Annotated in this window: 18 protein-coding genes and 1 pseudogene; 9 read left to right on the forward strand and 10 right to left on the reverse strand. The window is 72.3% G+C overall.

Annotated elements, in window-relative coordinates; genetic code table 11:
• The first annotated feature begins 9 nt into the window (after positions 1–9).
• Entirely contained in the window at positions 10–1,698 is a 1,689-nt protein-coding gene (locus K7B10_RS25910) for a thiamine pyrophosphate-binding protein (RefSeq protein ID WP_229339556.1), read from the forward strand.
• A gap of 24 nt (positions 1,699–1,722) precedes the next feature.
• Here K7B10_RS25910 and K7B10_RS25915 read toward each other — a convergent pair whose 3' ends face one another.
• On the reverse strand, positions 1,723–2,151 hold the full coding sequence (locus K7B10_RS25915; RefSeq protein WP_229339558.1) for an ATP-binding protein: 429 nt from the start codon (positions 2,149–2,151) through the stop codon (positions 1,723–1,725).
• Positions 2,152–2,302: 151 nt separating this feature from the next.
• On the opposite strand from K7B10_RS25915, the gene K7B10_RS25920 reads away from it, so the two are divergent.
• From K7B10_RS25920 to K7B10_RS25935, 4 genes are all read left to right on the forward strand, one after another.
• Complete coding sequence (locus K7B10_RS25920; RefSeq protein ID WP_229339559.1) at positions 2,303–3,064, forward strand: GntR family transcriptional regulator; 762 nt, start codon at positions 2,303–2,305, stop codon at positions 3,062–3,064.
• Positions 3,065–3,205: 141 nt separating this feature from the next.
• Entirely contained in the window at positions 3,206–7,084 is a 3,879-nt protein-coding gene (locus tag K7B10_RS25925) for an ABC transporter ATP-binding protein (protein ID WP_229339561.1), read from the forward strand.
• Between the two features lie 158 nt (positions 7,085–7,242).
• The gene (locus K7B10_RS25930; protein ID WP_229339563.1) at positions 7,243–7,602 is read left to right on the forward strand and encodes a hypothetical protein; all 360 of its coding nucleotides are present in this window, start codon (positions 7,243–7,245) and stop codon (positions 7,600–7,602) included.
• 85 nt (positions 7,603–7,687) lie between these two features.
• Positions 7,688–9,121, forward strand: a complete 1,434-nt coding sequence (locus K7B10_RS25935) for a S28 family serine protease (RefSeq protein WP_229339565.1) — start codon at positions 7,688–7,690, stop codon at positions 9,119–9,121.
• A 33-nt stretch (positions 9,122–9,154) separates the two neighbouring features.
• On the opposite strand, the gene K7B10_RS25940 is transcribed toward K7B10_RS25935, so the two are convergent.
• Both K7B10_RS25940 and K7B10_RS25945 read right to left on the reverse strand, forming a co-directional pair.
• Positions 9,155–11,080: a glycoside hydrolase family 3 protein gene (locus K7B10_RS25940; RefSeq protein WP_229339568.1), complete on the reverse strand. Its 1,926-nt coding sequence runs from the start codon at positions 11,078–11,080 to the stop codon at positions 9,155–9,157.
• A gap of 9 nt (positions 11,081–11,089) precedes the next feature.
• On the reverse strand, positions 11,090–12,046 hold the full coding sequence (locus K7B10_RS25945; RefSeq protein ID WP_229339570.1) for a LysR family transcriptional regulator: 957 nt from the start codon (positions 12,044–12,046) through the stop codon (positions 11,090–11,092).
• Between the two features lie 111 nt (positions 12,047–12,157).
• On the opposite strand from K7B10_RS25945, the gene K7B10_RS25950 reads away from it, so the two are divergent.
• A complete protein-coding gene (locus tag K7B10_RS25950; protein ID WP_229339572.1) occupies positions 12,158–13,123 on the forward strand; it encodes an EamA family transporter in 966 nt (321 codons plus the stop codon).
• On the opposite strand, the pseudogene K7B10_RS25955 reads toward K7B10_RS25950, so the two are convergent.
• Positions 13,074–13,577 (reverse strand): annotated as a pseudogene (locus K7B10_RS25955) (GNAT family N-acetyltransferase); the annotation flags it as partial. The gene K7B10_RS25950 and the pseudogene K7B10_RS25955 sit on opposite strands and share 50 nt — an antisense overlap.
• Positions 13,578–13,623: 46 nt before the next feature.
• Positions 13,624–14,157: a DUF937 domain-containing protein gene (locus K7B10_RS25960; RefSeq protein ID WP_229339574.1), complete on the reverse strand. Its 534-nt coding sequence runs from the start codon at positions 14,155–14,157 to the stop codon at positions 13,624–13,626.
• Between the two features lie 286 nt (positions 14,158–14,443).
• On the opposite strand from K7B10_RS25960, the gene recD2 reads away from it, so the two are divergent.
• Complete coding sequence (recD2, locus tag K7B10_RS25965; RefSeq protein ID WP_229339576.1) at positions 14,444–16,690, forward strand: SF1B family DNA helicase RecD2; 2,247 nt, start codon at positions 14,444–14,446, stop codon at positions 16,688–16,690.
• Positions 16,691–16,872: 182 nt separating this feature from the next.
• The gene (locus K7B10_RS25970) at positions 16,873–18,162 is read left to right on the forward strand and encodes a citrate synthase (RefSeq protein ID WP_030161574.1); all 1,290 of its coding nucleotides are present in this window, start codon (positions 16,873–16,875) and stop codon (positions 18,160–18,162) included.
• A 382-nt stretch (positions 18,163–18,544) separates the two neighbouring features.
• Here K7B10_RS25970 and K7B10_RS25975 read toward each other — a convergent pair whose 3' ends face one another.
• The 3 genes from K7B10_RS25975 to K7B10_RS25985 form a co-directional block, all read right to left on the reverse strand.
• Positions 18,545–20,824, reverse strand: coding sequence for a heavy metal translocating P-type ATPase (locus tag K7B10_RS25975; RefSeq protein ID WP_229339578.1), 2,280 nt, complete (start codon positions 20,822–20,824; stop codon positions 18,545–18,547).
• Positions 20,825–20,921: 97 nt separating this feature from the next.
• The gene (locus K7B10_RS25980) at positions 20,922–21,158 is read right to left on the reverse strand and encodes a heavy-metal-associated domain-containing protein (RefSeq protein WP_030868575.1); all 237 of its coding nucleotides are present in this window, start codon (positions 21,156–21,158) and stop codon (positions 20,922–20,924) included.
• 162 nt (positions 21,159–21,320) lie between these two features.
• Positions 21,321–22,052: a TetR/AcrR family transcriptional regulator gene (locus K7B10_RS25985; RefSeq protein ID WP_229339580.1), complete on the reverse strand. Its 732-nt coding sequence runs from the start codon at positions 22,050–22,052 to the stop codon at positions 21,321–21,323.
• Between the two features lie 131 nt (positions 22,053–22,183).
• On the opposite strand from K7B10_RS25985, the gene K7B10_RS25990 reads away from it, so the two are divergent.
• On the forward strand, positions 22,184–24,472 hold the full coding sequence (locus tag K7B10_RS25990) for an MMPL family transporter (RefSeq protein WP_229339583.1): 2,289 nt from the start codon (positions 22,184–22,186) through the stop codon (positions 24,470–24,472).
• 67 nt (positions 24,473–24,539) lie between these two features.
• Here K7B10_RS25990 and K7B10_RS25995 read toward each other — a convergent pair whose 3' ends face one another.
• Positions 24,540–24,740 (reverse strand): helix-turn-helix transcriptional regulator, encoded by a 201-nt coding sequence (locus K7B10_RS25995; protein ID WP_030297784.1) that lies wholly within the window; start codon positions 24,738–24,740, stop codon positions 24,540–24,542.
• A gap of 229 nt (positions 24,741–24,969) precedes the next feature.
• The gene (locus tag K7B10_RS26000; protein WP_229339585.1) at positions 24,970–25,980 is read right to left on the reverse strand and encodes a Gfo/Idh/MocA family protein; all 1,011 of its coding nucleotides are present in this window, start codon (positions 25,978–25,980) and stop codon (positions 24,970–24,972) included.
• Between the last annotated feature and the right edge of the window lie 20 nt (positions 25,981–26,000).

The following is a 26,000-nucleotide window of genomic DNA, read 5'->3' on the forward strand; positions in this document are numbered from 1 at the left end:
TAAGCGCACGTGACGCACGACCACGACCTGGTACTCCGTCCCACCGAAGCCCAGACGGCGGCCGCGCTCGCGCCGCCGCCGGGGCGGACGGGCGGTGACCTGGTCGTGGAAACGCTCCGCGGCCTCGGCGCGACCACCGTCTTCGGTCTGCCGGGGCAGCACGCGCTCGCCCTCTTCGACGCGGTCGGCCGCTCCGACCTGCGCCTGATCGGGCTGCGTACGGAGAACAACGCGGGCTTCGCCGCCGACGCGTACGGCCGCATCACCGGCGAGGCGGTTCCGCTGCTGCTCTCGACCGGCCCGGGCGCGCTGATGGCCCTGCCGGCCCTGGCCGAGGCGGCCGCCGCCTCGGCCCCCGTCCTCGCCATCGCCTCGCAGGTCCCGGTGGCGGGGCTGGGCGGCGGCCGGCGCGGGCACCTGCACGAACTGCGGGACCAGTCGGCTTCGTTCCGCGACGTGGTGAAGTCGGTCCACACGGCCCGCACGCCCTCGCAGATCCCCTCCGTGATCGCGGAGGCCTGGGAATCGGCGCTGACGGCCCCGCACGGCCCGGTCTGGGTGGAGATCCCCGAGGACGTGCTGCGCGCGCAGACGGTGATCCCGCAGGTCACGGCTGTGGACGCGAGCCCGCACGAGCTCGCCCCGCGCCCCGAGCTCACCGCGCTCGCGGCACACTGGCTGGGGCGGGCCTCCCGCCCCGTGATCATCGCGGGCGGCGGGGTGGTCCGCTCGGACGCGGCCGGCAAGCTGCGACAGCTGGCGGAGCGGCTGAACGCCCCGGTGGTCACCACCTTCGGCGGCAAGGGCGCCTTCCCGTGGACCCATCCGCTGTCCCTCCAGTCCTGGCTGGAGGACCGCCACATGACGGACTTCCTGGAGGACGCGGACGTCCTCCTGGTGGTCGGCTCGGGCCTGGGTGAACTGTCGTCGAACTACCACACGTTCTTCCCGACGGGCCGGGTCGTCCAGATCGAGGCGGACCTCGGCAAGCTGGAGTCCAACCACGCGGCCCTCGGCATCCACGCGGACGCCCGCCTGGCCCTCCAGGCCCTCCTGGAGACGGTCCCGGAGCGCCGGGACCCCCAGGCACCGGAACGCGTCCGCCTGCTCCTGTCGGAGATCGAGACCCGTCTGTCGGCGCAGGACGTGGCGCTGGAGCGCGGGCTCCTCAGCTCGATCCGCGCGGCCCTTCCCGCCCGCTCCCCGTCCTTCTGGGACATGACGATCCTGTCGTACTGGGCCTGGTCGGCGTTCGACGCGAAGCACCCCAACACGATGCACTCGGCGCAGGGCGCCGGCGGCCTCGGCTACGCCTTCCCGGCGGCCCTCGGCGCCTGCGTCGCGGAACCGGACACCCCGGTCCTGGCGGTCTCGGGCGACGGCGGCGCGATGTACTCGATCGCCGACCTGGCGACCGCGAAGCAGCACGACCTGGACGTGACCTGGCTGATCGTTGACGACGGCGGCTACGGCATCCTGCGCGAGTACATGACGGACTCCTTCGAGGGCCGCACGACGGCCACCGAGCTCACCCGCCCGGACTTCACGGCCCTGGCCGAGTCCTTCGGCGTCCCGGCGTCGACGACGACCCCGGAAACCCTCCGCGAGGACCTGAAGAAGGCCCTGACCACCCCGGGCCCCACCGTCCTGGTCCTCCCGACCACCCTGAAGATGTTCGCCCCGACCCACCTGGCGTAACCGCGCCCTTCCGTACGGTGCCCCTCACGCACCGCTGCCGGGAACGGGAAAATCCGCCCAGACCGTCTTGCTGATGCCGTGGGCGCGGGGCTCGACGCCCCAGCGGGCGGCCACGGCGGCGATGACGGCGAGTCCCCGCCCGCCCTCGCAGTCCGGCCGATGGCCCCGTGGCTCCAGATCCGTCCAGGGGCCGGCGTCGGCGACTTCGACACGCAGGCACGCGCCGTCCCACAGAGCCTTCACCCCGATCTCGCGGCCCCTGGGCGCGCGGGCGTGCCGTACGGCGTTGGTGACGAGCTCCGACAGCGCCAGCTCGGCCGCCTCGGCGATCTGCGGGGCGACGCCCCAGCAACGGGCCTGCGCCCGGAAGAAGGCGCGCGCCCAGCCGGGGGTGCGCGGGTTCCGGGGCAGGAGCCAGACGGCATCGAGCTGCTGAAGAAGGGGTGGTTCCATCGGGCACCTCACATCTCTAGAGATGTATCGAGTCAAGCGGTGATGGCGTCCTCGGTCAACCTCTTCTCTAGAGATGTTCTCTCGTGATTTACGCTGCGCGAGCTCTGCCGCATTGCACGCCTACGATGTCTAGAGATGATCAGGAGGACGTATGCCGAGTGACGGCTCCGGGCGGCAGCCCAAGTACCAGCGGATCGCCGCAGAGCTGAAGGCCGCCATCCGGTCCGGCAGGTACGGGCCCGGCGACCGTCTGCCCGGCGAGAACGACCTGATGGCCGCCCATGGCGTTGCCCGTATGACCGCACGTCAAGCGCTCGGCGTGCTGCAAGCCGAAGGGCTCGCCGAGGCCCGCAAGGGGGCCGGGGTCTTCGTGCGCGAGTTCCGGCTGATTCGACGCCGTGGAATCCAGCGTCTGGCTGCCGACGTCTGGAGCCAAGGAAGGTCCATCTGGGCCGCCGACACGGAGGACCGTGAACTCGTCGTCGATTTCCTCTCCGCTACCGACGAGCCGGCTCCGTCGGCAATCGCTGTGGTCCTCGGCCTCGCCGAGGGCGCTCGCGCGTGTGTCCGGCGCCGAAGGTTCTTGCTCGACGGCAAGCCCGTCTTGCTGGCGACCTCTTACCTGGACGCCGCCCTCACCGCCGGCACCGCCATCGCCGAGCCCGACTCCGGCCCCGGCGGCATCTACGCCCGGCTGGCGGACCTCGGCCGCGAGCCGGTGCGGTTCCGCGAGGAGGTCCGCTCCCGGATGCCCACTCCGGAGGAGGCCGACCGGCTCGGTCTCGTGCCCGGGACCCCGGTGGTGCTCGTCTGTCGCACCGCCTACACCGCCGACGGTCACGCGGTCGAGGTCAACGAGATGACCCTCGACGCCTCCGCCTACGTTCTGGAGTACGAGTTCGACGCCCAGTAGCCGGAGCGTGGAGAGGAGTCACCCGGTGGGGTGAAGCCCGCGCGCGGGGGGCCGTACGCCGGTGCGAATGTTGCGGCGGGATGAAATCCGCCGGTCGGGGCGTTGGAGGAGCGGCAGGACTGGACGAACGGGGAGGACCACGTGGCGGCGGCAGCGACGGCAGCGGGCGAGAAACAGGGCTGGGCGAGGCGGCTGACCGCCTACACCTGGCGGTACCGGACCAATGTGCTGCTCGCGCTCGGATCCTCACTGGCCGGCATGGCCGTCATGGCACTCGTCCCCCTGGTCACCAAGGTCATCATCGACGACGTCATCGGCGACCACACCAAGCCCATGGGCGTCTGGGCCGGGCTCCTCATAGGCGCCGCGGTCCTCGTGTACGTGCTGACCTACATACGCAGGTACTACGGCGGCCGCCTCGCGCTCGACGTCCAGCACGACCTGCGCACCGACATGTACGACACCATCGCCCGCCTCGACGGGCGCCGCCAGGACGAGCTGTCCACCGGCCAGGTCATCGGGCGCGCCACCAGCGACCTCCAGCTGATCCAAGGGCTGCTCTTCATGCTGCCCATGACCATCGGGAACTTCCTCCTCTTCGGGATATCCCTCGGCATCATGCTGGCGCTGTCCCCGCTGCTGACCCTCGTCGCGCTGCTCATGGCCCCCGCCCTCTGGTTCATCGCCAAGCGCAGCCGCAAGAAGCTCTTCCCCGCCACCTGGTGGGCCCAGGGCCAGGCCGCCGCCGTCGCCACCGTCGTCGACGGGGCCGTGACCGGCGTCCGCGTCGTCAAGGGCTTCGGCCAGGAGGAGCAGGAGACCGGCAAGCTGCGCGACGCCGGGCGCCGGCTGTTCGCCGGCCGGATGCGGACCATCCGGCTCAACTCCCGCTACACCCCGGCCCTGCAGGCCGTACCCGCCCTCGGACAGGTCGCCATGCTGGCCCTCGGCGGCTGGATGGCCACCCAGGGGCACATCACCCTCGGCACGTTCGTCGCCTTCTCCACCTACCTCGCCCAGCTCGTCGGCCCCGTCCGCATGCTCGCCATGGTCCTCACCGTCGGCCAGCAGGCCCGCGCCGGCGTCGAGCGCGTCTTCGAGCTCGTCGACACCGAGCCCGCCATCGAAGAGGGCACGCGGGAGCTGCCCGCCGACGCCCCCGCCACCGTCGAGTTCGACGCGGTCGGCTTCGGGTACGACCCCGAGCGGCCCGTCCTCGACGGCTTCTCGCTCTCCATCGCCGAAGGCGAGACCGTCGCCGTCGTCGGCGCCTCCGGCTCCGGCAAGTCCACCGTCTCCCTCCTCCTGCCCCGCTTCTACGACGCCGACCGCGGCACCGTCCGCGTCGGCGGCCACGACGTGCGCGAGCTGACGTACGACTCGCTGCGCGCCGCCATCGGACTCGTGCCGGAGGACTCGTTCCTCTTCTCCGACACCATCCGCGCCAACATCGCGTACGGGCGGCCCGACGCCACCGACGCGCAGGTCGAGGCCGCCGCCCGCGCCGCCCAGGCCGAGGGGTTCATCCGGGCCCTGCCCGCCGGGTACGACACCAAGGTCGGCGAGCAGGGGCTCACCCTCTCCGGCGGCCAGCGCCAGCGCATCGCGCTCGCCCGGGCCATCCTGACCGACCCCCGGCTGCTGCTCCTCGACGACGCCACCTCCGCCGTCGACGCCCGCGTCGAGCACGAGATCCACGAGGCGCTGCGCGCCGTCATGGCCGGCCGCACCACCCTCCTCATCGCCCACCGCCGCTCCACGCTCGCGCTGGCCGACCGGATCGCCGTACTCGACCGCGGGCGGCTCTCCGACATCGGCACCCACGAGGAACTGGAGCGCCGCTCGCCCCTCTACCGGCGCCTGCTCACCGACCCGGACGCGCTCGGCGCCGGCTCGCCGCGCACGCCCGACGCGCCCGCGATGACCGAGTTCGAGCGGGACATCGACGGGAAACTCGAACGGGACATCGAGCTCGAAGCCGAGATCGACTCCGAGCCGGTCAACGCCAAGCGGCGGGTCGTGGACGGGGTGACCCCCGAGCTCTGGCGCCGCCAGGAGGAACAAGAGGAGGAAGAGGAAGCGGAGGCGGAAGCCGCCGCCGGGACCGCGGCCGCGACCGGCGCGCCCGGAACCGGTGTCCCCGGCGCCACCGTGGCCGGCGCCGTGGCCGGCATGCCGGCCACCCCGGAGCTGCTCGCGCAGGTGGCCGCGCTGCCGCCCGCCGACGACGAGCCCGCCGTGGACGAGGACCGCGCCGCGGGCGCCGAGAAGAGCTACAACCTGCGCCGGCTGCTCAGCGGCTTCTGGGCGCCGCTCGCCATCAGCCTCGCCCTCGTCGCCGTCGACGCCGGCTCCGGGCTGCTGCTCCCGATCCTGATCCGGCACGGCATCGACAAGGGCGTCGAACAGGCCGCCCTCGGCGCCGTCTGGGTGGCCGCCGTTCTCGCGCTCGGCGTCGTCGTGGCGCAGTGGGCCGCCCAGTTCGCCGAGACCCGGATGACCGGCCGCACCGGCGAGCGCGTCCTGTACGCCCTGCGCGTCAAGATCTTCGCCCAGCTCCAGCGCCTCGGCCTCGACTACTACGAGCGCGAGCTGACCGGCAAGATCATGACCCGGATGACCACCGACGTGGACGCCCTGTCCAGCTTCCTGCAGACCGGGCTCGTCACCGCCGTCGTCTCCGTCTTCACGTTCTTCGGCATCCTGGTCGCCCTGCTCGTCCTCGACGTCGAGCTCGCGCTGATCGTCTTCGCCACCCTCCCCGTGCTGGTCGTCGGCACGATCGTGTTCCGCCGCAAGTCGGTCGCCGCGTACGAGCTCGCCCGCGACCGGGTCAGCCTGGTCAACGCCGACCTCCAGGAGTCCGTCTCCGGGCTGCGCATCGTCCAGGCCTTCCGCCGACAGCGGGCCGGCACCGCCCGGTTCGCGGAGCGGAGCGACTCGTACCGCGAGGCCCGGGTGCGCGGCCAGTGGCTGATATCCGTCTACTTCCCCTTCGTGCAGCTGCTGTCCTCCGGGGCGGCGGCCGCCGTGCTGATCGTCGGCGCGGGCCGGGTCGAGACCGGCACCCTCACCACCGGCGCGCTGGTGGCGTACCTGCTCTACATCGACCTGTTCTTCGCCCCCGTCCAGCAGCTCTCCCAGGTCTTCGACGGCTACCAGCAGGCCACCGTCTCGCTCGGCCGGATCCAGGGGCTGCTGCGCGAGCCCACCAGCACCCCCCGCCCGGCCGATCCGCGCGCGGTGGAGGAGCTGCGCGGCGAGATCGCTTTCGAGGACGTGCGGTTCGCCTACGGCACGGCCGAGGAGCGCGGCGAGAAGGGCGACGCGCTGGCCGGAATCACCCTGCGCATACCCGCCGGCCAGACCGTCGCCTTCGTCGGCGAGACCGGCGCCGGCAAGTCCACGCTGGTCAAGCTCGTGGCCCGGTTCTACGACCCGACCTCGGGCCGGGTCACCGCCGACGGCGCCGATCTGCGGGAGCTCGACCTGACGGCGTACCGCCACCGGCTCGGGGTCGTCCCCCAGGAGCCGTACCTCTTCCCGGGGACGGTCCGCGACGCCATCGCCTACGGGCGGCCCGAGGCGGGTGACGCCGAGGTGGAGGCGGCCGCCCGCGCGGTCGGCGCGCACGAAATGATCGCCACCCTCGACGGCGGCTACCTGCACACCGTGGCCGAGCGCGGCCGCAACCTCTCGGCAGGCCAGCGCCAGCTGATCGCGCTGGCCCGCGCCGAACTCGTCGACCCGGACGTGCTGCTGCTCGACGAGGCCACGGCCGCGCTCGACCTGGCAACCGAGGCCCAGGTCAACCGGGCCACCGACCGGCTCGCCGGCAAGCGCACCACCCTCGTGGTGGCGCACCGGCTGACCACGGCCGCCCGCGCCGACCGCGTCGTGGTCATGGACCGCGGCCGGGTCGTGGAGGACGGCACGCACGCCGAACTCGTGGCCCGCGGCGGTCGCTACGCCGAACTGTGGCGCACCTTCGTGGGCGAGGACGAACGCGCCGCCGCCTGACCCGAGCCGTCGGCACGCCGGTTCGCAGACCCCCCGGATCTTGTTCCAAGCAACCTTCCGGGGGGTCTGCGCGTCGTACGTGCGTACGTGTCGCGTACGACCGATCGGGGGACAGGGTGGAGCACGGACGGAAGGGGCGCGGTCGGGGGGCCGCGCCGGTGCGGGTGTTCGTGGCCGGGCTGATGCTGTGCGCCGGAGGGCTGCTCGCGGCACCTCCGGTGCACGCGGCGACCGGCGGCTGCGGCGGTGACCTGGTCAGGACGCTGCCGCTGCAGGCGGGCGAGGTGCGCGTCTACAAGAGCCGTACGCAGGCCTGCGCGGTGACCGTCGCCCGAGATCCGGGCCGGCGCCGGGCGATGGCGGTGAGCATCCAGCCGCGCGGCGGGGTCCCGGTCCGCGATGCCGGGCAATTCACCCGATATGCCGGACCTGTCACCGTCGGCGCGATCAGCCGCTGCGTGTATGTAAAGGGGAGCATCGAGGCCGGATCTGTCGATTCCGGCTGGATCCTGTGCTGAACGAGCGGCCCAACTAGGTCTGGTCAGCGGCGCGTTGACCCCGCTAGGTTCACGGGCGACCGAAGTGAACTCAAGGGGAGGGTGAATGCGCAAGACGCTCGGCTGGCTGCTGTCGCTCGTGGTGCTGATCGGCACCATGGGAACAGCCGGCTTCACGGCTCAGGCGGCCACCGCCGCAGGGCCGTCCGCCGCGACGGACATCAAGGACGAGATCCTCGGCATTGCCGGGATGAGTCTGATCGAGGAGAAGGCGTACCCCGGGTACCGCTTCTTCGTACTGAACTACGAGCAGCCGGTCGACCACCGGAACCCGTCGAAGGGCACCTTCAAGCAGCGCCTCACCCTGCTGCACAAGGACGTCTCCCGGCCCACGGTCTTCTTCACCTCCGGCTACAACGTCAACACCAGCCCGCGCCGCAGCGAGCCGACGACCATCGTCGACGGCAACCAGGTGTCGCTGGAGTACCGGTTCTTCACGCCCTCCCGGCCCGATCCGGCCAACTGGGCGAACCTGGACATCTGGCAGGCCGCCAGCGACCAGCACCGCATCTACACCGCCCTGAAGAAGGTCTACAAGAAGAACTGGCTGGCCACGGGCGGCAGCAAGGGCGGTATGACGGCGACGTACTACGAGCGCTACTACCCGCGCGACATGGACGGCGTCGTCGCGTACGTCGCGCCGAACGACGTCGTCAACAAGGAGGACTCGGCGTACGACCGGTTCTTCGCCAAGGTCGGCACCAAGGAGTGCCGCGACAAGCTGAACGCGGTGCAGCGCGAGGCCCTCGTACGCCGTGAGCCGCTGGAGGCCAAGTACGCGGCCGCCGCCGCCGAGAACGGCTGGACCTTCAACACCGTCGGCAGCCTCGACAAGGCCTACGAGGCCGTCGTGCTCGACTACGTGTGGGCCTTCTGGCAGTACAGCCTGCTGGCGGACTGCGCCTCGATCCCGGCCGCCGCGACCGCGAGCGACCAGGAGATCTGGGACTCGATCGACACGATCTCCGGCTTCTCGGCCTACGCCGACCAGGGCCTGGAGACGTACACGCCGTACTACTACCAGGCGGGTACGCAGCTCGGTTCGCCCGACATCAAGCAGCCGCACCTGGGGGGCCTGAGCCGCTACGGCTACCAGCCGCCGCGCAACTTCGTGCCCCGCGACATCCCGATGACCTTCCAGCCGGGGGTCATGGCGGACGTCGACAACTGGGTGAAGAACAACGCCAACCAGATGCTGTTCGTGTACGGGCAGAACGACCCGTGGGGTGCCGAACCGTTCCACCTCGGCTACACCGTCCGCGACAGCTACGTCATGATCGCGCCGGGTGCCAACCACGGGGCGAGCGTCTCGAAGCTCATGGACGGCGAGAAGGCGCTGGCCACGCAGAAGATCCTGCAGTGGGCCGGGGTCGCGCCGACCGCCGCGCTCGCCGACGCGGGCCGGGCGACGCCGCTGGCGAAGCCCGACGCGGTGCTCGACCAGAAGGACCTGGAGCGCGAGCCGCAGCTTCGGCCGTAGCCCCGCCGCCGGGCCGCGGGCTGTCGTACGCGCTCAGTCGTACGAGAGCCCGTGGCCCAGCGGGTAGCGGCCCGGTACCGGGACCGGGAGGCGGCCCGTGGGCCGTACCGCCCCGGTGACGACCCGGGCCGCCGCCCGCATCTCCACGTCCGTCCAGGTGTACGTCGCCAGCTCCGCCGCGCACGCGGGCAGCCGGGCGGGGTCGTACGGATTGCGGATCGCCACCAGGACCACCGGCACCCCGGTGGCCAGCAGCTCCTTGACCAGCGTGCGCTGCGGATCGTCCCCCTCGGGGACGTTGTACGTGCAGACCAGTACCGCCGCGTTGCCGGGAGCCGCGGCCACGGCCCGGGCGGGCGGCGCGGCCGTCGCCCGGCAGCCCAGGGCGGTCAGCTCCCGGGCCAGTACCGTCGTAGGGGGTCCTGTCGTACCGCTGGGGGAGGCGGGGTCGGTCCCGGTGACCAGCACCCGGGGCGCGGCCGCCGGGTCCAGCGGCAGCAGTTTGACGGGATTGGCCAGCAGGGTCGTCGTACCCGCCGCGATCTCGTCCGCGGCCGTCAGATGCGCCGGGATCCCCACCAGCGCGTCCGTCTGCCCGGCGGCGGTGTGCGCCGCGTCGAACAGGCCCCGGCGGGCCTTCAGTTCCAGGATCCGCAGCACCGACTCCTCGATCCGGGCCTGCGTGAGCTCGCCCGCCTCGACGGCCGCGAGCACGCTGCGGTGCGCGAGGCCCAGGTCCGGCGGGTTCAGCAGCTGGTCGCAGCCCGCCTTGAGGGCCAGTACCGGGACCCGGTCGTCCCCGTACTTCTGGCGTACCCCGGCCATGTCGAGGGCGTCGGTGACCACCACCCCCCGAAAGCCGAGGCGTTCGCGCAGGATGCCGGTCACGATCGGCCGGGAGAGGGTCGCCGGGTCCCCCGAGGGGTCGAGCGCGGGGAAGACGATGTGCGCCGTCATCACGGCGTCCACGCCCGCCTCCACCGCCGCCCGGAACGGCGGCTCGTCCAGCTCCTCCCACTGGGCCCGGCTGTGCCGCATCACCGGCAGCCCGACGTGGCTGTCGGTCTCGGTGTCCCCGTGGCCCGGGAAGTGCTTGGCGGTGGCGGCCACCCCGGCGCCCTGGTAGCCGCGGACCTGGGCGGCGACCAGGGCCGCCACCGCCTGCGGGTCGGAGCCGAAGGACCGTACGCCGATCACCGGATTGGCCGGGTTGACGTTCACGTCGGCCACCGGCGCGTAGTCCTGCCGGATGCCCATCGCGGCCAGCTCGGCACCCGCGATGCGCGCGGCGCGGCGGGCCTCGGCGGTGGCCGCGGAGTCGGAGTCGGATCCGGCATCGGTACCACCCGTACCCGTACCCGTACCCGTACCGCCCGCTCCGCCCGCCCCGTGGCGCGCCCCCAGGGCCATCGCCCCGGGCAGCAGCGTCGCGGGCTTGCCGATGCGTGCCACGGCGCCGTGCTCCTGGTCCGTGGAGAGCAGCAGCGGGACACCGGAACCGCTTGCGGCCGCCGCACGCTGGAGGGCGGCCGACAGCTCGGCGATCTGCTGCGGGCCGCGGGTGTTGTGGGCCCAGGAGAAGTAGATGATCCCGCCGAGGTGGTAGCGGGAGACCAGTTCCGCGGCCGTGCGCACCCCGAACAGCTTCAGGTTCTGCTCGGCGTCCGCCGGGTCCGGATCGGTCGCCGAATGCCCGTACGCGCGCGATACGAAGAGCTGCCCGACCTTCTCGGCCAGGCTCATCCCGGCCACCAGGCGGCGCAGCTCGGCCCGGTCGGGCGCCCGGCCCGGCGGCCGGTCGCCGGGCCGGGCGTCGTCCGGGTGCGGCCCGGCGGGGCGCGGCCCGCCGTCCCCGCCGTCCGGCCCGCCGACCGCGGCGTACGAGGCCACCCCGGCGGCCGTGACGGCGGCCAGGGCGGCCGCGGTGAGCAAGGACCTGCGGGTCGCTTGGTACGACACGGCCGGACCCTACTGCCGCACCGCGCCCGCGCCGCCGCGGACACTCGGGAGGTCCCCCGGAAGGGGTGCCGCGTACGCCCAGTGCTCCCGCAGCGTCCGTACGGCCTCGGTGATCGCCGGCCGGCGGGCCGCCCCCGTCCGCCACACGGCGTACAGCCTGCGTACGGGGCCCGGTTCCAGCGGCACGGCCACCGCCCCCGGCGGCAGCGCCCCCGTGCCCAGCCGGGGTACTACGGCCACCCCGAGTCCGGCCGCGACCAGCGCGACGATGGTGTGGTTCTCCTCGGCCACATGCGCGATGTCGGGCTCGAACCCTGCGGCGCGCAGCGTCCGCATCAGCCAGTCGTGGCAGACCCGGCCGGGCGGCTGGCAGACCCAGCGCTCGCCGCCGAGATCCGCCCGGCGGATGACCGCCCGCCGCGTGAACGGGTGGTCCTGCGGTACCACCAGGTCGCAGCGGTCGTCCCCGATGACCGCCTGCTCGACGCCCTCCGGGGCCGGCAGCGGGGCGATGTCCCAGTCGTGTGCCACCGCCAGGTCGGTGACCCCGCGGGCCACCAGGTCCACCGACAGGTGGGGGTCTACCTCGGTGAGGCGTACGTCCAGCGCGGGATGGCGGCGCGCGAGATCGGCGAGCGCCCCGGGCATGAGCCCGCGCGCCGCCGAGGCGAAGGCGGCCACCCTCAACAGCCCGCCCGGCTGCCCGCGGCGCTCCTCCAGGGTGGTCTCGGCGCGCTCCACGATCGACAGCAACTCCTGGGCGGTCTCGGCGAGGTGCCGGGCCTCCTCGGTGAGCGCGACCCCGCGCCCGCGCCGCTCCAGCAGCGTGGTCCGGGTCTCCCGCTCCAGCTTGGCGATCTGCTGGGACACGGCGGAGGGGGTGTAGCCGAGGGCGGCCGCCGCGCCCGCGACCGAGCCGTGGACGGAGACGGCGTGCAGGGCGCGCAGCCGGGAGAGGTCGAGCATGCGGCCCATCGTAGGCACCGCCGGGCCGCGAGGCACCCGTAAGCGATGCTTCATCCATCCCGAAAGGGATCCGCGCTGGTGCTACATGGTCATCGCCCCGATGCTCGAAGCATGCGTCCCGTTCACACCGCACTCGCCGTACTCGTCGCCGCCGTCTGGGGCTTCAACTTCGTCGTCATCGAGATCGGCCTCGGCCACTTCCCGCCGCTGCTCCTTTCCGCCCTGCGCTTCCTCGTCGCCGCGCTGCCCGCCGTGTTCTTCGTCGGCCGGCCCAAGGCCGCCTGGAAGTGGATCATCGCGGTCGGGGTGGCCCTCGGCATCGCCAAGTTCGGCCTCCTGTTCACCGGCATGGCCGCCGGGATGCCCGCCGGACTCTCCTCGCTCGTGCTCCAGGTGCAGTCCGTCTTCACCGCGGTCCTCGCCTCCCTCGTCCTGCGCGAGCGGCCCGGGCGGGTCCGGATCGCCGGCATGGCCGTGGCCCTCGCCGGGATCGCCGTCGCCGCCGTGGACGAGGGCACCTCCGGGCCGGTGCTCGGCTTCACCCTGGTCGTCGCGGCCGCCGCCTGCTGGGGCGTCTCCAACGTGCTGACCCGCAAGGCGTCCCCGCCCGACGCGCTGAACTTCATGGTCTGGGTGTGCACGGTCCCGGTGCTGCCGCTGTTCGCCCTCTCGCTGCTGCTGGAGGGGCCCGAGCGCGACCTGGCCGCACTGCGCGGGCTGGACTGGTCCGGGGTCGCGGTCATCGCGTACGTCGCCTGGGTGTCCACGGTGTTCGGGTTCGGCGCCTGGAACCACCTGCTCAAGCGCTACCCGGCCTCGTCGGTCGCGCCGTTCTCGCTGCTGGTGCCGGTGTTCGGGATGTCCTCGGCGGCGCTGGTCCTGGGGGAGGACGTCTCGGGGCCGCGGTGGGTGGCGGCGCTGCTGCTGGTCGGCGGGGTGGGCATGACCTCGCTGGCCCCCGCCCGCGCGGGCGCCCGTACGGAGGCGGTGGGGGACGGCGGTGCGGCGGCGGCCGGTGCGGCGGCCGTCAGCGCGGGGAGTCCTCCTGCAGCGGCAGCCGCCAGTCCTGCCCCGTGAGGCCGACGCCGTACGAGCGGTGCGGGCGCTCCGCCACGAGGGTGAATCCGGCGCGCTCGTAGAGGGAACGGGCCGAGGTCAGCACGTCGTTGGTCCACAGCACCAGTTCGCGGTAGCCGACGGAGCGGGCGAACGCGACGACCGCGTCGACCAGGAGGGATCCGACGCCGCGGCCCCGGCCCCGCGGCTCCACGAGCAGCAGCCGCAGCCGCGCCGTGCCGGGCGAGCCGTCCTCGCGGACGCACATCACCGACCCGACCGGGCGGCCGTCCAGCACGGCGATCCAGACGCGCTCCAGATGCGGGTCGTGGTCCTCGGCGAAGTCCGCGACGATCCGGGCCACCAGGCCCTCGAACTCGGTGTTCCAGCCGTACTCGGCGGCGTAGAGCGCGCCGTGCCGCTGAACGATCCAGCCCAGCTCCCCGGGCTCGGGGTCCCGCAGCCGCACATCTGCGGGGGAGTTGTCGGCGCGGGGCTCCATGGAGCCCCAGGGTAGCGGGCTACTTCCTGCCGCCGCCCAGGATCTGGCCGAGCAGGTCGCCGAGTCCGCCGCTCTCCGCCGGAGCGCCACCGGGAGCGGCTCCGGGAGCGGCACCGGGGGCTCCGGCGGCCGCGCCCTTGCCGGCCGCCGCGCGCTTGGCGAAGACCGCCAGCACGACCGGGATCAGCAGCTCCATGACGCGGGAGACGGTGGCCGCGGGGATGCCGGTCTTCTTGGACACCGCCGCGGCGACCGGCTTGCTCACCTTGGCGAGCACCCCGGCCATCAGGCCCCCGCCGAGCAGCCCGCCGCCGAGGGTGGCCACGCCCTGCAGCGGGGGTTCGGCCACCTCCGCGAACGCCTGGCGGACCTCGTCGCCGTCCTCGTCGTCGGCGTCGGCCTTCTCCTGCAGGCCGCCGGTCATGGCGCCGACCGTGGTCGCGACGGTGTCGCGGGCCCCCGCCTCGTCGGTGCCGAGCAGGCCGGCGATCTCGCTCAGCCGGTCCGGGCCCAGCTCGCCGAGCACGTCGTCCTGGAATGAAGATTCGCTCATGCTCGAAACGCTACTTCTGTGGTGATTCACCGGCACCTCGGGTCGGCTCCGGGCCGCGCCAAGGTAATGGAAACGTAAAGTTCCGATTCCGCGTGCAACCCCTGGGCGGGGCAGCGGGTCGTATGGTGCGTCGGCACTTCCGGGGAGGGATCTGGGGGGATCGGGAAGTCCGACACGGGAGGGGTAACCGTGAGGGGGTCCGGCCGCGAGGCCGGACCCCCTTCTGGGTTCCCCGGGTTGTCCACAGGCCTGACGGGCTGTCGGTGCCGGGCGGTAGCTTCGTGCCATGGCAACCAACGGGGCGGTGCAACTCGCAGTGGTCGAGGGGGTGCTCGAGCGCATCACCTACGCCAACGAGGAGAGCGGGTACACGGTCGCCCGCGTGGACACCGGCCGCGGCAGCGGCGACCTGCTCACGGTCGTCGGCTCCCTGCTCGGGGCCCAGCCCGGTGAATCGCTGCGCATGGAGGGCCGCTGGGGCTCCCACCCCCAGTACGGCAGGCAGTTCACGGTGGAGAACTACCGCACCGTGCTCCCCGCGACCATCCAGGGCATCCGCCGCTACCTCGGCTCCGGCCTGATCAAGGGCATCGGCCCGAAGATCGCCGACCGGATCGTGGAGCACTTCGGCACCGACACCCTCGACGTGATCGAGGAGGCGCCGAAGCGGCTGATCGAGGTGCCCGGGCTCGGCCCCAAGCGGACCAAGCTGATCGGGGCCGCCTGGGAGGAGCAGAAGGCGATCAAGGAGGTCATGGTCTTCCTCCAGGGCGTCGGAGTCTCCACCTCCATCGCGGTCCGGATCTACAAGAAGTACGCCGACGCCTCCATCTCGGTGGTCAAGAACCAGCCGTACCGCCTCGCCGCCGACGTGTGGGGCATCGGCTTCCTGACCGCCGACCGGATCGCCCAGGCCGTCGGGATCCCGCACGACAGCCCCGAGCGGGTCAAGGCCGGGCTCCAGTACGCCCTGTCCCAGTCCACCGACCAGGGGCACTGCTTCCTGCCCGAGGAGCGGCTCATCGCCGACGGGGTCAAGCTGCTCCAGGTGGACACCGGGCTGGTCATCGAATGCCTGGCCGAACTCGCCGCCGATCCGGAGGGCGTCGTACGCGAGTCCGTACCGGATCCGCAGGGCGGGCCGGACCCGCTGACCGCCGTGTACCTGGTGCCCTTCCACCGGGCCGAGTTGTCCCTGGTCGGTCAGGTGCGGCGGCTCCTGAACGCCGATGACGACCGGATGCCCGGCTTCCAGGACGTGGACTGGGACAAGGCGTTCGGCTGGCTGGCCGGGCGCACCGGGGCCAAGCTGGCCCCCGAGCAGCGGGACGCCGTCATGCTGGCGCTGACCCGCCGGGTGGCCGTCCTGACCGGCGGGCCGGGCTGCGGCAAGTCCTTCACCGTCCGCTCGATCGTGGAGCTGGCCCGGGCCAAGAAGGCCAAGGTCGTGCTCGCCGCACCCACCGGCCGGGCCGCGAAGCGGCTCGCGGAGCTCACCGGGGCGGAGGCCTCCACCGTGCACCGGCTGCTGGAGCTCAAGCCGGGCGGGGACGCGGCGTACGACCGGGAGCGCCCGCTGGAAGCGGACCTGGTCGTCGTCGACGAGGCTTCGATGCTGGACCTGCTGCTGGCGAACAAGCTGGTCAAGGCGGTGGCGCCGGGTGCGCACCTGCTGCTCGTCGGGGATGTGGACCAGCTGCCCTCGGTCGGCGCGGGCGAGGTGCTGCGGGACCTGCTGGCCGAGGGCGGTCCCGTCCCCGCGGTCCGGCTGACCCGCATCTTCCGGCAGGCCCAGCAGTCGGGCGTGGTCACCAACGCCCACCGCATCAACACCGGGGTCCCGCCGATCACCGACGGACTGCCGGACTTCTTCCTGTTCCCGGAGGAGGACACGGAGGAGGCCGGGCGGCTCGCCGTGGACGTGGCCGCCCGGCGGATTCCGGCCAGGTTCGGACTCGACCCGCGCCGTGACATCCAGGTGCTCGCGCCCATGCACCGCGGCCCGGCCGGCGCCGGGAACCTCAACGGGCTGCTCCAGCAGGCGATCACGCCGGCCCGGCCGGACCTGCCGGAGAAGCGGTTCGGCGGCCGGGTCTTCCGCGTCGGCGACAAGGTCACCCAGATCCGGAACAACTACGAGAAGGGCGCCAACGGGGTCTTCAACGGCACGGTCGGCGTGGTCACCGCCCTCGACGTGGACGAACAGCGGCTGACGGTGCGCACGGAGGAGGACGAGGAGGTGGGCTACGAGTTCACCGAGTTGGACGAGCTGGCGCACGCGTACGCCATCACCATCCACCGGTCCCAGGGAAGCGAATATCCGGCCGTGGTGATCCCTGTCACCACCGGGGCTTGGATGATGCTCCAGCGCAACTTGCTCTACACGGCGGTGACCAGGGCGAAGAAGCTGGTCGTACTGGTGGGCTCCCGCAAAGCCCTCGGCCAGGCCGTGCGTACCGTTTCCGCAGGTAGGAGGTTCACGGCGGTCGCGCCCAGGCTGTCCGGCCGGATACCGGTGGGAAACATCACCTAAATGATCGATCATTTTGGGTTCCCGCACCGGTGCGGAGGGGGCAGGATGAGCAGGTTGAAGGCACTCAGTGCCGTCAAAAGGACCAAAGGCCGACCCCGAGTGCACTCTCCTGCGCCAAATGGGGGAAGGTAGAGGCAGTCAGGGCACCTCGAAGAAGAGGCACTACGTCGGTGAGGGATGACGTGAGCGACAACTCTGTAGTACTCCGGTACGCGGACGGTGAATACACCTACCCGGTGGTCGAAAGCACCGTCGGTGACCAGGGCTTCGACATCTCGAAGCTGAGGGCCCAGACCGGGCTCGTCACCTTGGACAGCGGCTACGGCAACACCGCCGCCTACAAGTCCGCGATCACCTACCTCGACGGTGAGCAGGGCATCCTGCGCTACCGCGGTTACCCGATCGAGCAGCTGGCCGAGCGCTCGACCTTCATCGAGGTCGCGTACCTGCTGATCAACGGTGAGCTGCCGACCGTCGACCAGCTCGCGTCTTTCCGCAACGAGATCACCCAGCACACGCTGCTGCACGAGGACGTGAAGCGCTTCTACGACGGCTTCCCGCGTGACGCGCACCCGATGGCGATGCTGTCCTCCGTGGTCAGCGCGCTGTCGACGTTCTACCAGGACAGCCACAACCCGTTCGACGAGAAGCAGCGGCACCTCTCGACGATCCGCCTGCTGGCCAAGCTCCCGACGATCGCGGCGTACGCGTACAAGAAGTCGGTCGGCCACCCGGTCGTCTACCCGCGCAACGACCTCGGCTACGTCGAGAACTTCCTGCGCATGACCTTCTCCGTGCCGGCCCAGGAGTACGACCTGGACCCGGTCGTGGTCTCCGCGCTCGACAAGCTGCTGATCCTGCACGCGGACCACGAGCAGAACTGCTCGACCTCCACCGTGCGCCTGGTCGGCTCCTCGCAGGCGAACATGTTCGCCTCGATCTCCGCCGGCATCTCGGCCCTGTGGGGTCCGCTGCACGGTGGCGCCAACCAGTCCGTCCTCGAGATGCTCGAGGGCATCAAGAACGACGGCGGCGACGTCGACGCCTTCATCCGCAAGGTGAAGAACAAGGAAGACGGCGTCCGCCTCATGGGCTTCGGACACCGCGTCTACAAGAGCTTCGACCCCCGGGCGAAGATCATCAAGGCGGCGGCGCACGACGTCCTCTCCTCGCTCGGCAAGAGCGACGAGCTGCTCGACATCGCGCTCAAGCTGGAAGAGCACGCGCTGGCCGACGAGTACTTCGTCTCGCGCAACCTCTACCCGAACGTGGACTTCTACACCGGCCTGATCTACCGGGCCATGGGCTTCCCCACCGAGATGTTCACCGTGCTCTTCGCGCTCGGCCGCCTTCCCGGCTGGATCGCCCAGTGGCACGAAATGATCAAGGAGCCGGGTTCCCGCATCGGCCGCCCGCGCCAGATCTACACCGGCGAGGTCCTGCGCGACTTCGTCCCGGTCGAGGCCCGCTGACCCGAGGCACCTCGAGCAAGCGAAAAGCGCCCCGCCGTCGATCCCCCCACGGGTCGACGATCGGGGCGCTTTCCTGTCCCCGGAACGGATTCCCCCCACGGGACCCGAGCCGGGGTGTCGGCGAGGAGCGCACGCGCGGTGCGCTCCGGTTGGGTGTCTGCCGGGACCCGTACGGGTCGGGAGGGCCGCTCAAAGCACCCCGTTGGGCACGCGTCCCGGCCGGCTGATGCCCCGGACGTCCCCCAAGACCCCCGTGAACGTCCCCCAAGACGTTCCTGGCATCGCCCCATTAGACCCACTGCAGTGCCGGATGGTTACGTTGCAATCACTGTGATCTGCGTCTCCCGTGAAGAAAGTGTGGGCAAGCCGGGGAGATGATCCATCAGCGGAAGGTTCGCAACCGGAGGCTGTTGCTCACCACGAAAACGGAGGAGAACGCCATCGCGGCCCCTGCAATCATCGGGTTGAGCAGGCCGGCGGCCGCGAGCGGCAAGGCCGCCACGTTGTAGCCGAAGGCCCAGAACAGGTTGCCCTTGATGGTGGCCAGGGTCCGGCGGGAGAGCCGGATCGCGTCCGCCGCCACCCGCAGGTCCCCCCGTACGAGGGTCAGGTCGCCCGCCTCGATCGCGGCGTCGGTGCCGGTCCCCATGGCCAGGCCCAGGTCCGCCTGGGCCAGCGCTGCCGCGTCGTTGACCCCGTCGCCCACCATGGCCACCGTCCGGCCCTCGGCCTGCAGTCGGCGTACGACGTCCACCTTGTCCTGCGGGAGGACCTCGGCGATCACCTCGTCGATGCCGACCGCGCGGGCCACCGTCTCGGCGACGGCCTTGTTGTCGCCGGTCAGCAGTACCGGGGTCAGGCCCAGCGCCCGCAGTCGCGTGACCGCCTCGGCGCTGGTCTCCTTGACGGCGTCGGCGACGGTCAGGACCCCGCGGGCCGCCCCGTCCCAGGCCACCAGGACGGCGGTGCTGCCCGCGGCCTCGGCGGCCGCCTTGGCCTCGGCCAGGCCTGCGGGCAGTTCGATCGACCAGTCCGCCAGCAGCTGCTCGCGGCCGACCAGGACGGCGTGCCCGTCGACGACGCCCTGGACGCCGAGGCCGCCGAGGTTCTCGAAGCTCTCCGGGACCGACAACCCCTCGGCGAGGTCGCTCGCCGCGGCCGCCACCGCCCGGGCGATCGGGTGCTCGGAGGCGTGCTCCAGCGAGCCCGCCAGGTGCAGGAGCTCGTGGGCGTCCACGCCTTCGGCGGGGACGGCTCCGGTCAGGGTCATCCGGCCGGTGGTGACCGTACCCGTCTTGTCGAGCACGACCGTGTCCACGCGGCGGGTGGACTCCAGCACTTCGGGGCCCTTGATCAGGATGCCGAGCTGCGCGCCCCGCCCGGTGCCGACCATCAGCGCGGTCGGCGTGGCCAGGCCCAGGGCGCAGGGGCAGGCGATGATCAGGACGGCCACGGCTGCGGTGAAGGCGGCGGTGGGGTCGTCGGTGATCAGCAGCCAGCTGACCCAGGTGCCGAGCGCCAGCACCAGTACGACCGGTACGAAGATCCCGGAGATCCGGTCGGCGAGGCGCTGCACCTCGGCCTTGCCGTTCTGCGCGTCCTCGACGAGCCGGGCCATCCGGGCGAGCTGGGTGTCGGCGCCGATCCGGGTGGCCTCGACGACGAGGCGGCCCGAGGTGTTGACGGTGGCGCCGGTGACGGAGTCGCCCACGGCGACCTCGACCGGGACGGATTCGCCGGTCAGCATCGAGGCGTCCACGGCGGAGGCGCCCTCGACGACCGTGCCGTCGGTGGCGATCTTCTCCCCGGGCCGGACCACGAACCGGTCGCCGACCGCGAGCCGCGCCACCGGGATCCGCACCTCGGCGCCGCCGCGCAGGACGGCGACGTCCTTCGCGCCGAGCTCCAGCAGGGCCTTCAGTGCGGCACCCGCCTTCCGCTTGGAGCGGGCCTCCAGGTAGCGGCCGAGCAGGATGAAGCTGACGACCCCGGCGGCCACCTCCAGGTAGATCGAGGAGGAGCCGTCCGTGCGGGAGACGGTGAGGTCGAAGCCGTGGCGCATGCCCGGCATCCCGGCGTGGCCGAAGAACAGGGCCCACAGCGACCAGGCGAAGGCGGCGAGCGTGCCGACCGAGACCAGGGTGTCCATGGTGGCGGCGCCGTGCCGGGCGTTGGTCCAGGCGGCCTTGTGGAAGGGGAGGCCCCCCCAGACGACCACGGGGGCGGCCAGGGTCAGCGAGAGCCACTGCCAGTTGTCGAACTGGAGGGCCGGGACCATCGAGAGCAGGACGACGGGCAGGGCCAGGGTGGCCGAGACCAGCAGGCGCTGGCGCAGTGCGGCCAGTTCGGGATCGCGCGGGGCCTCGGTCCCGGGCCCGGGGTGCCCGGTCTCCGGTTCCGGTTCCGGCGGCGGGGGCTCCTCGGCGGTGTACCCGGTCTTGACGACGGTCTCGATCAGGTCGGCGACCTGGACGCCGTTCCCGTACGAGACGCGGGCCTTCTCGGTGGCGTAGTTCACCGTCGCGGTGACCCCGTCCATCCGGTTCAGCTTCTTCTCGATGCGGGCGGCGCAGGAGGCGCAGGTCATCCCGCCGATGGTCAGCTCGACGTGGGCGGCCTCGGCCGCCGCTATGGGCCCGTCGTGCACTGTGCTGCTGCTCATGTCCGGCTCCAGGGGGAGGGCCGGGTCGTACGGAACCAGTATCAGCTGGCCGGTACGGCCCGGCGGGGTACTGCGAAGGAGGAGGGGCGCAGGGCGCTCAGCCGGCCTGGCCGGCGAATTCGTACCCGGCCTCGTCCACGGCGGCGCGCACGTCCTCCTCGGCGAGCGGGGCGGCGGAGACCACGGTGACCTCGCCGGTCGCGGCGACGGCCTTGACCGAGCTGACGCCGGGCAGGGCGGAGATCTCGGTGGTCACCGCGCCCTCGCAGTGGCCGCAGGTCATGCCGGTCACCCGGTAGACGGTGGTGGTCTGGGTGTCCGTCTCGGCGGTCATGTCGTTCTCCTCTTCAAGGGCGTGTCCGGTCGCCGGAGGCGGCGGCGTCGCGGATGTTCTCGCTCCACCGTCCTCCCGACACTCGAAGACTATACCCCTAGGGGGTATCAACGCGAGTGTCGGGAGCGGTGTCCGGGGTGGTGTCCGGATCGGCGGCCCGGGTCAGTGGAGGTGGGGAGCGGCGAGCATCGGCTCCAGGTAGCGCAGCAGTACGGTCTTCAGCTCGGCGACGTACGCGGCGCGCTCGGCGCCCTCGCTCGCCAGGATCAGGTCGAGGGCCGCCTTGAAGATGCCCAGGATCATGCCGGAGACGCGGGTGAGCTCCTCGGGTGAGCCGTCCGGGCAGAAGGTGCGCAGGATGCCCTGGACCCGCTCCAGCAGGCCGGAGTGGAGCTCCTCGCGCTCCTGGGTGATGCCGGGGATGCCGGAGCCGTGCATGAGGGCCCAGAAGGCCGGGTTCTCGCAGTTGAAGGCGATGACCGGGTCCAGGACGGCGTCGAGCAGCTCGGGCAGGGGCTTGTCCAGGTTCTCGGGGAGGAAGGCCTGGCCGTGCATGTCGCGGGCGCGCCGGAGCAGCTCGTCGCCCAGGTGGACGGCGATGGCCTCCTTGTTCGGGAAGAACTGGTAGAGCGTGCCCGGCGAGACCTCGGCCTCGCGGGCGATGGCGTTGGTGCTGGCCGCGGCGTAGCCGGTGCGGCAGAACACGCTGGCGGCGGCGTCCAGGAGCTGGGCGATCCGGCGCTCGCCGCGGGCCTGTCGCCGCGGGGCGGCCACCTTCTTGGTGGCGCTCCCGGTCGCCTTTCCGGACGCCTTCCCCGCGGCCTTTCCGGCCGCCGTGCTCCGGGGGGCCTTCGGGGCTTTCGCGGCGTTTTCGGCCTGGGGCCTCTCGGGCATGTCCCGTCCTTCGCTTCCCGTGGGTGATTGACAAATGCGAGAGGGCGCTCGCATTCTTGGAAAACGCGAGCGAGTGCTCGTGTTTGCCAGTCTAAGTTGTCTGGCAATCACGGTGAAGGGGACACCGAGTCATGTCCGAAGTCAAAAAACCGCCGTCGTCTGGGGAGAGCGGACGGTGGACCCGGATCGTCACGGCCCGGCCGCGGCTCTCGCTGCTGCTCGCCCTCGTGGTCACGGCCCTGGCCGTCCTCGCGGGCGGCGGCGTCGCCGACCGGATGGGCAGCGGCGGCTGGGAGGACCCGGACGCCCGGTCCACCTACGCCGCCAAGGTCCTGGAGCGCGAGTTCCCGGGCTCCCAGCCCAACCTCCTCCTGTTGGTGGACGCCGCCGGACCGGGGACGGCCGGGGTGGACGATCCGGCGGTCGCGGCCGAGGCCGAGCGGCTGACCGCGCGACTCGCCTCCGAGCAGGGGGTGGCCGGGGTCGGCTCCTACTGGCGCACGCACCTGCCCGCGCTGCGCTCCGAGGACGGCCGGCAGGCACTCATCGCCGCCCGGGTGCTCGGGGACGAGAAGGCCCGCGCCGCCGTGCTGGAGCGGATCGCCCCGCGCTACCGGGGCGGGCACGGGCCGGTGAGCGTCTCCCTCGGGGGGCCGGTCGCCGTCCAGCGCGAGGTGACCACCACCATCCAGGAAGACCTGCTGCGGGCCGAGGTGATCGCCCTGCCGGTGACCCTCGTCCTGCTCGTCATCGTCTTCGGCAGCGCCGTGGCCGCGCTGCTGCCGCTGGGTGTGGGCATCGTCGCCATCCTCGGCACCAATGCCGTGCTGCGCGGTCTCACCGAGTTCACCGACGTCTCCGTCTTCGCCCAGAACCTGACGACCGCGCTCGGCCTCGGACTCGCCATCGACTACGCCCTGTTCATCGTGCGGAGGTTCCGCGAGGAGCTCGCCGCCGGCCGGGATCCGGTGGCGGCCGTGGGCGCCACCTTGCGCACCGCCGGGCGGACGGTGCTGTTCTCGGCGCTGACCGTGGCCGTCTCGCTCTCGGCGATGCTGTTCTTCCCGATGTACTTCCTGCGCTCCTTCGCCTACGCCGGGGTCGCGGTGGTCCTGCTCGCGGCGGGTGCCGCCCTCGTCCTGCTGCCGGCGGCGCTGGTGCTCCTCGGTGAGCGGGTCAACTCCCTCGATCTGCGGCGGCTGTGGCGGCTGCGGCGCGGCCGGTCCGGGGCGGGCGCCGGCGAGCCGGACGCGGTCACCGGGAGCGGGACGGGGCGGGGCTGGGCGCGGACGACCGCGCTGGTGATGCGCCGGGCCCCGGTGTTCGCCATCGCCACCACGGCCGGACTGCTGCTCCTCGGGCTCCCCTTCCTCGGGGTGAAGTTCGGCACCGTGGACGACCGGCAGCTGCCGGAGACGGCCACCTCCCACCTGGTCCAGCAGCAGATCCGCGACGGCTTCCCGGGCAGCCCCGGGGCCGGGCTGACCGTGCTGGCCGAGGGTGCGGCCGGTCCCGCCGACCTCGCCGCCTACCGGGAGCGGCTCGCTTCGCTGCCCGGGGTACGGGTGGAGGGGCCGGTCGGCTCCCCGGACCGGCCGGGTTACGCCTACTTCTCGGTGGTCACCGGCGGCGAGCCGGTGGGGCAGCAGGCCCAGGACCTGGTCGGCGTGGTGCGGAAGGTGGACGCCCCCTTCGACACCGCGGTGACCGGCCAGGCCGCGGTCCTCGTCGACGCCCAGAAGGCGATAGCGGAGAAACTGCCGGCCGCGCTGGCCTTGGTGGTCCTCGCCACGCTGCTGCTGGTGTTCCTGCTCACCGGGAGCGTGCTGATACCCGTCCAGGCGGTCCTGCTCAACGCACTGAGCCTGACGGCGATGTTCGGGGCGGTGGTGTGGGTCTTCCAGGACGGGCACCTCTCCGGGTTGCTCTCCTTCACCTCCACCGGGGACATCGAGACCACCCTGCCCGTGCTGATGTTCTGCATCGCCTTCGGACTCTCCATGGACTACGGGGTGTTCCTCATATCCCGCATCAAGGAGGAGTACGAGCGCACCGGGGACCACGAGGGGGCGGTGCGGACCGGGCTGGTCCGCACGGGTGGGCTGATCACCGCGGCGGCCGTGATCCTGGCGGTGGTGATGGTGGCCATCGGCAGCTCCCGGGTGACCAACACCAAGATGCTGGGGCTCGGGATCGCGCTGGCCGTGCTGATGGACGCCCTGGTCGTACGGAGCCTGCTGGTACCGGCGGTGATGAAGCTGACGGGGAGAGCCACCTGGTGGGCGCCGGGCCCGCTGCGGCGGCTGCACGAGCGGTTCGGGCTCAGCGAGGGGGAGTCCGCGCCGGCGGCGCCGCAGGCGGCGGGGGAGGTGAGGGGGGAGACCCCCGAGCCGGACCGCATACCGGCGGGCAGCCGCTAGGCCGGCGGCGGCCGCTTACGCGGCCCGGCCCCGGCGGGCGCGTACGGCGCCGGGGCCACCGCCCGGGTCAGTCCTCGCGGCGGCCCCGGTTGCCGGGGCGGCGGGCCACCCAGGTGCGGATCGTGTCGGCGTACCAGTAGGGCTTGCCGCCTTCCACGTGGTCGGGGGCGGGGAGCAGCCCGTGCTTGCGGTACGAGCGCACCGTGTCCGGCTGGACCCGGATATGGGCGGCGATTTCCTTGTACGACCACAGCTGTCGGTCGCTCATCCACGACACCTCCTTGTCCACGGGGCGGGGCCGGCCGGGAGGCCGTCGGGGGAGCCGACGCGTGGACAGTGACGATCAATCGGGTTGTGCCCGGAGAACGACAGAGGGTGAAGGTGGGAGGGGGCTTGTCGACGGGCTGTGACGGAATGCCCGCGTAATGGGGATATGTGTGACACGAGAGCGACGGTTGTGACACTTGCGGCACAACGGGGAGGAGCCGGGGGGAGGTTCAGAGGTAGAGGGCGGGTCGCTCCACCAGCTCCACCGGGGTCCGTACTCCGCTGTGCGCGGCGGTCAGCCCCGCCGCGGAGACGGCGGCCGCCGCGTAGCCGTCCCAGGCGTCGGGCCCATCCACCCGGCCCTGCGCGGCCGCGGCCACCCAGCGCCGCAGCTGACGGTCGTACGCGTCGGCGAAGCGCACGGTGAAGTCCTGCGCGATCTCGCCGGAGCTGAGGCCCGCGGACCGGACGACCATCGACTGCCCCTCTCCGATCTGGGCGCTGCCGGACTCGCCGACCGCCTCGCACCGGACCTCGTAGCCGAAGCCGCAGTTGACGAAGATCTCCACATCGACGATGGCCCCGCCCGCGGTCTCCAGCAGGACCAGCCGGGGATCGCGCAGCCCCTCGGGGGCCGCCGAGCTGGGCGTCGGCGAGAGTACGGACACCGCCGTGATCTCCTGCCCGAGCAGCCAGCGCGCCGCGTCGACCTCGTGCACGACGGAGTCGGTGATCAGCATCTCGCTGGTGAAGAAGGAGGGCGAGGAGGCATTGCGGTGCCGGCAGTGCAGGAAGAGCGGCCGGCCGATCCCGCCCGCGTCCAGCAACTCCTTCAGCCGCTCGTACTCGGCGTCGAACCGCCGCATGAACCCCACCTGCACCAGGCGCCGGCCCAGCCGCTGCTCCGCCTCCATCACCCGCAGCGCCCCCGCCGGATCCGGGGTCAGCGGCTTCTCGCACAGCACCGGCAACTCCCGCTCCAGGGCGTGCAGGATCGCTTCCTCGTGGGCGGGCCCGGGGGAGGCGATCAGTACGGCCTGCACTCCGGGTGCCGAGATCGCCTCCGCCGGATCCGTGTGCGCGCTCGCGCCGTCCAGACCCGCCGCGACCGCCTTCACCCGGTCCCCGTCCGGATCGGCCACGGCCACCACCCGGGCCCCGCCCACCGTCCGCCCGATCCGGCGGACATGGTCGGCGCCCATCTTCCCCGTCCCGATGACGGCGATGCCCAGCGTGCTCATGTCGTGTTCCCTCCGGGGAG

The sequence above is a fragment of the Streptomyces flavotricini genome, assembly GCF_020639365.1.
In the GTDB taxonomy this organism is placed as follows: domain Bacteria; phylum Actinomycetota; class Actinomycetes; order Streptomycetales; family Streptomycetaceae; genus Streptomyces; species Streptomyces flavotricini.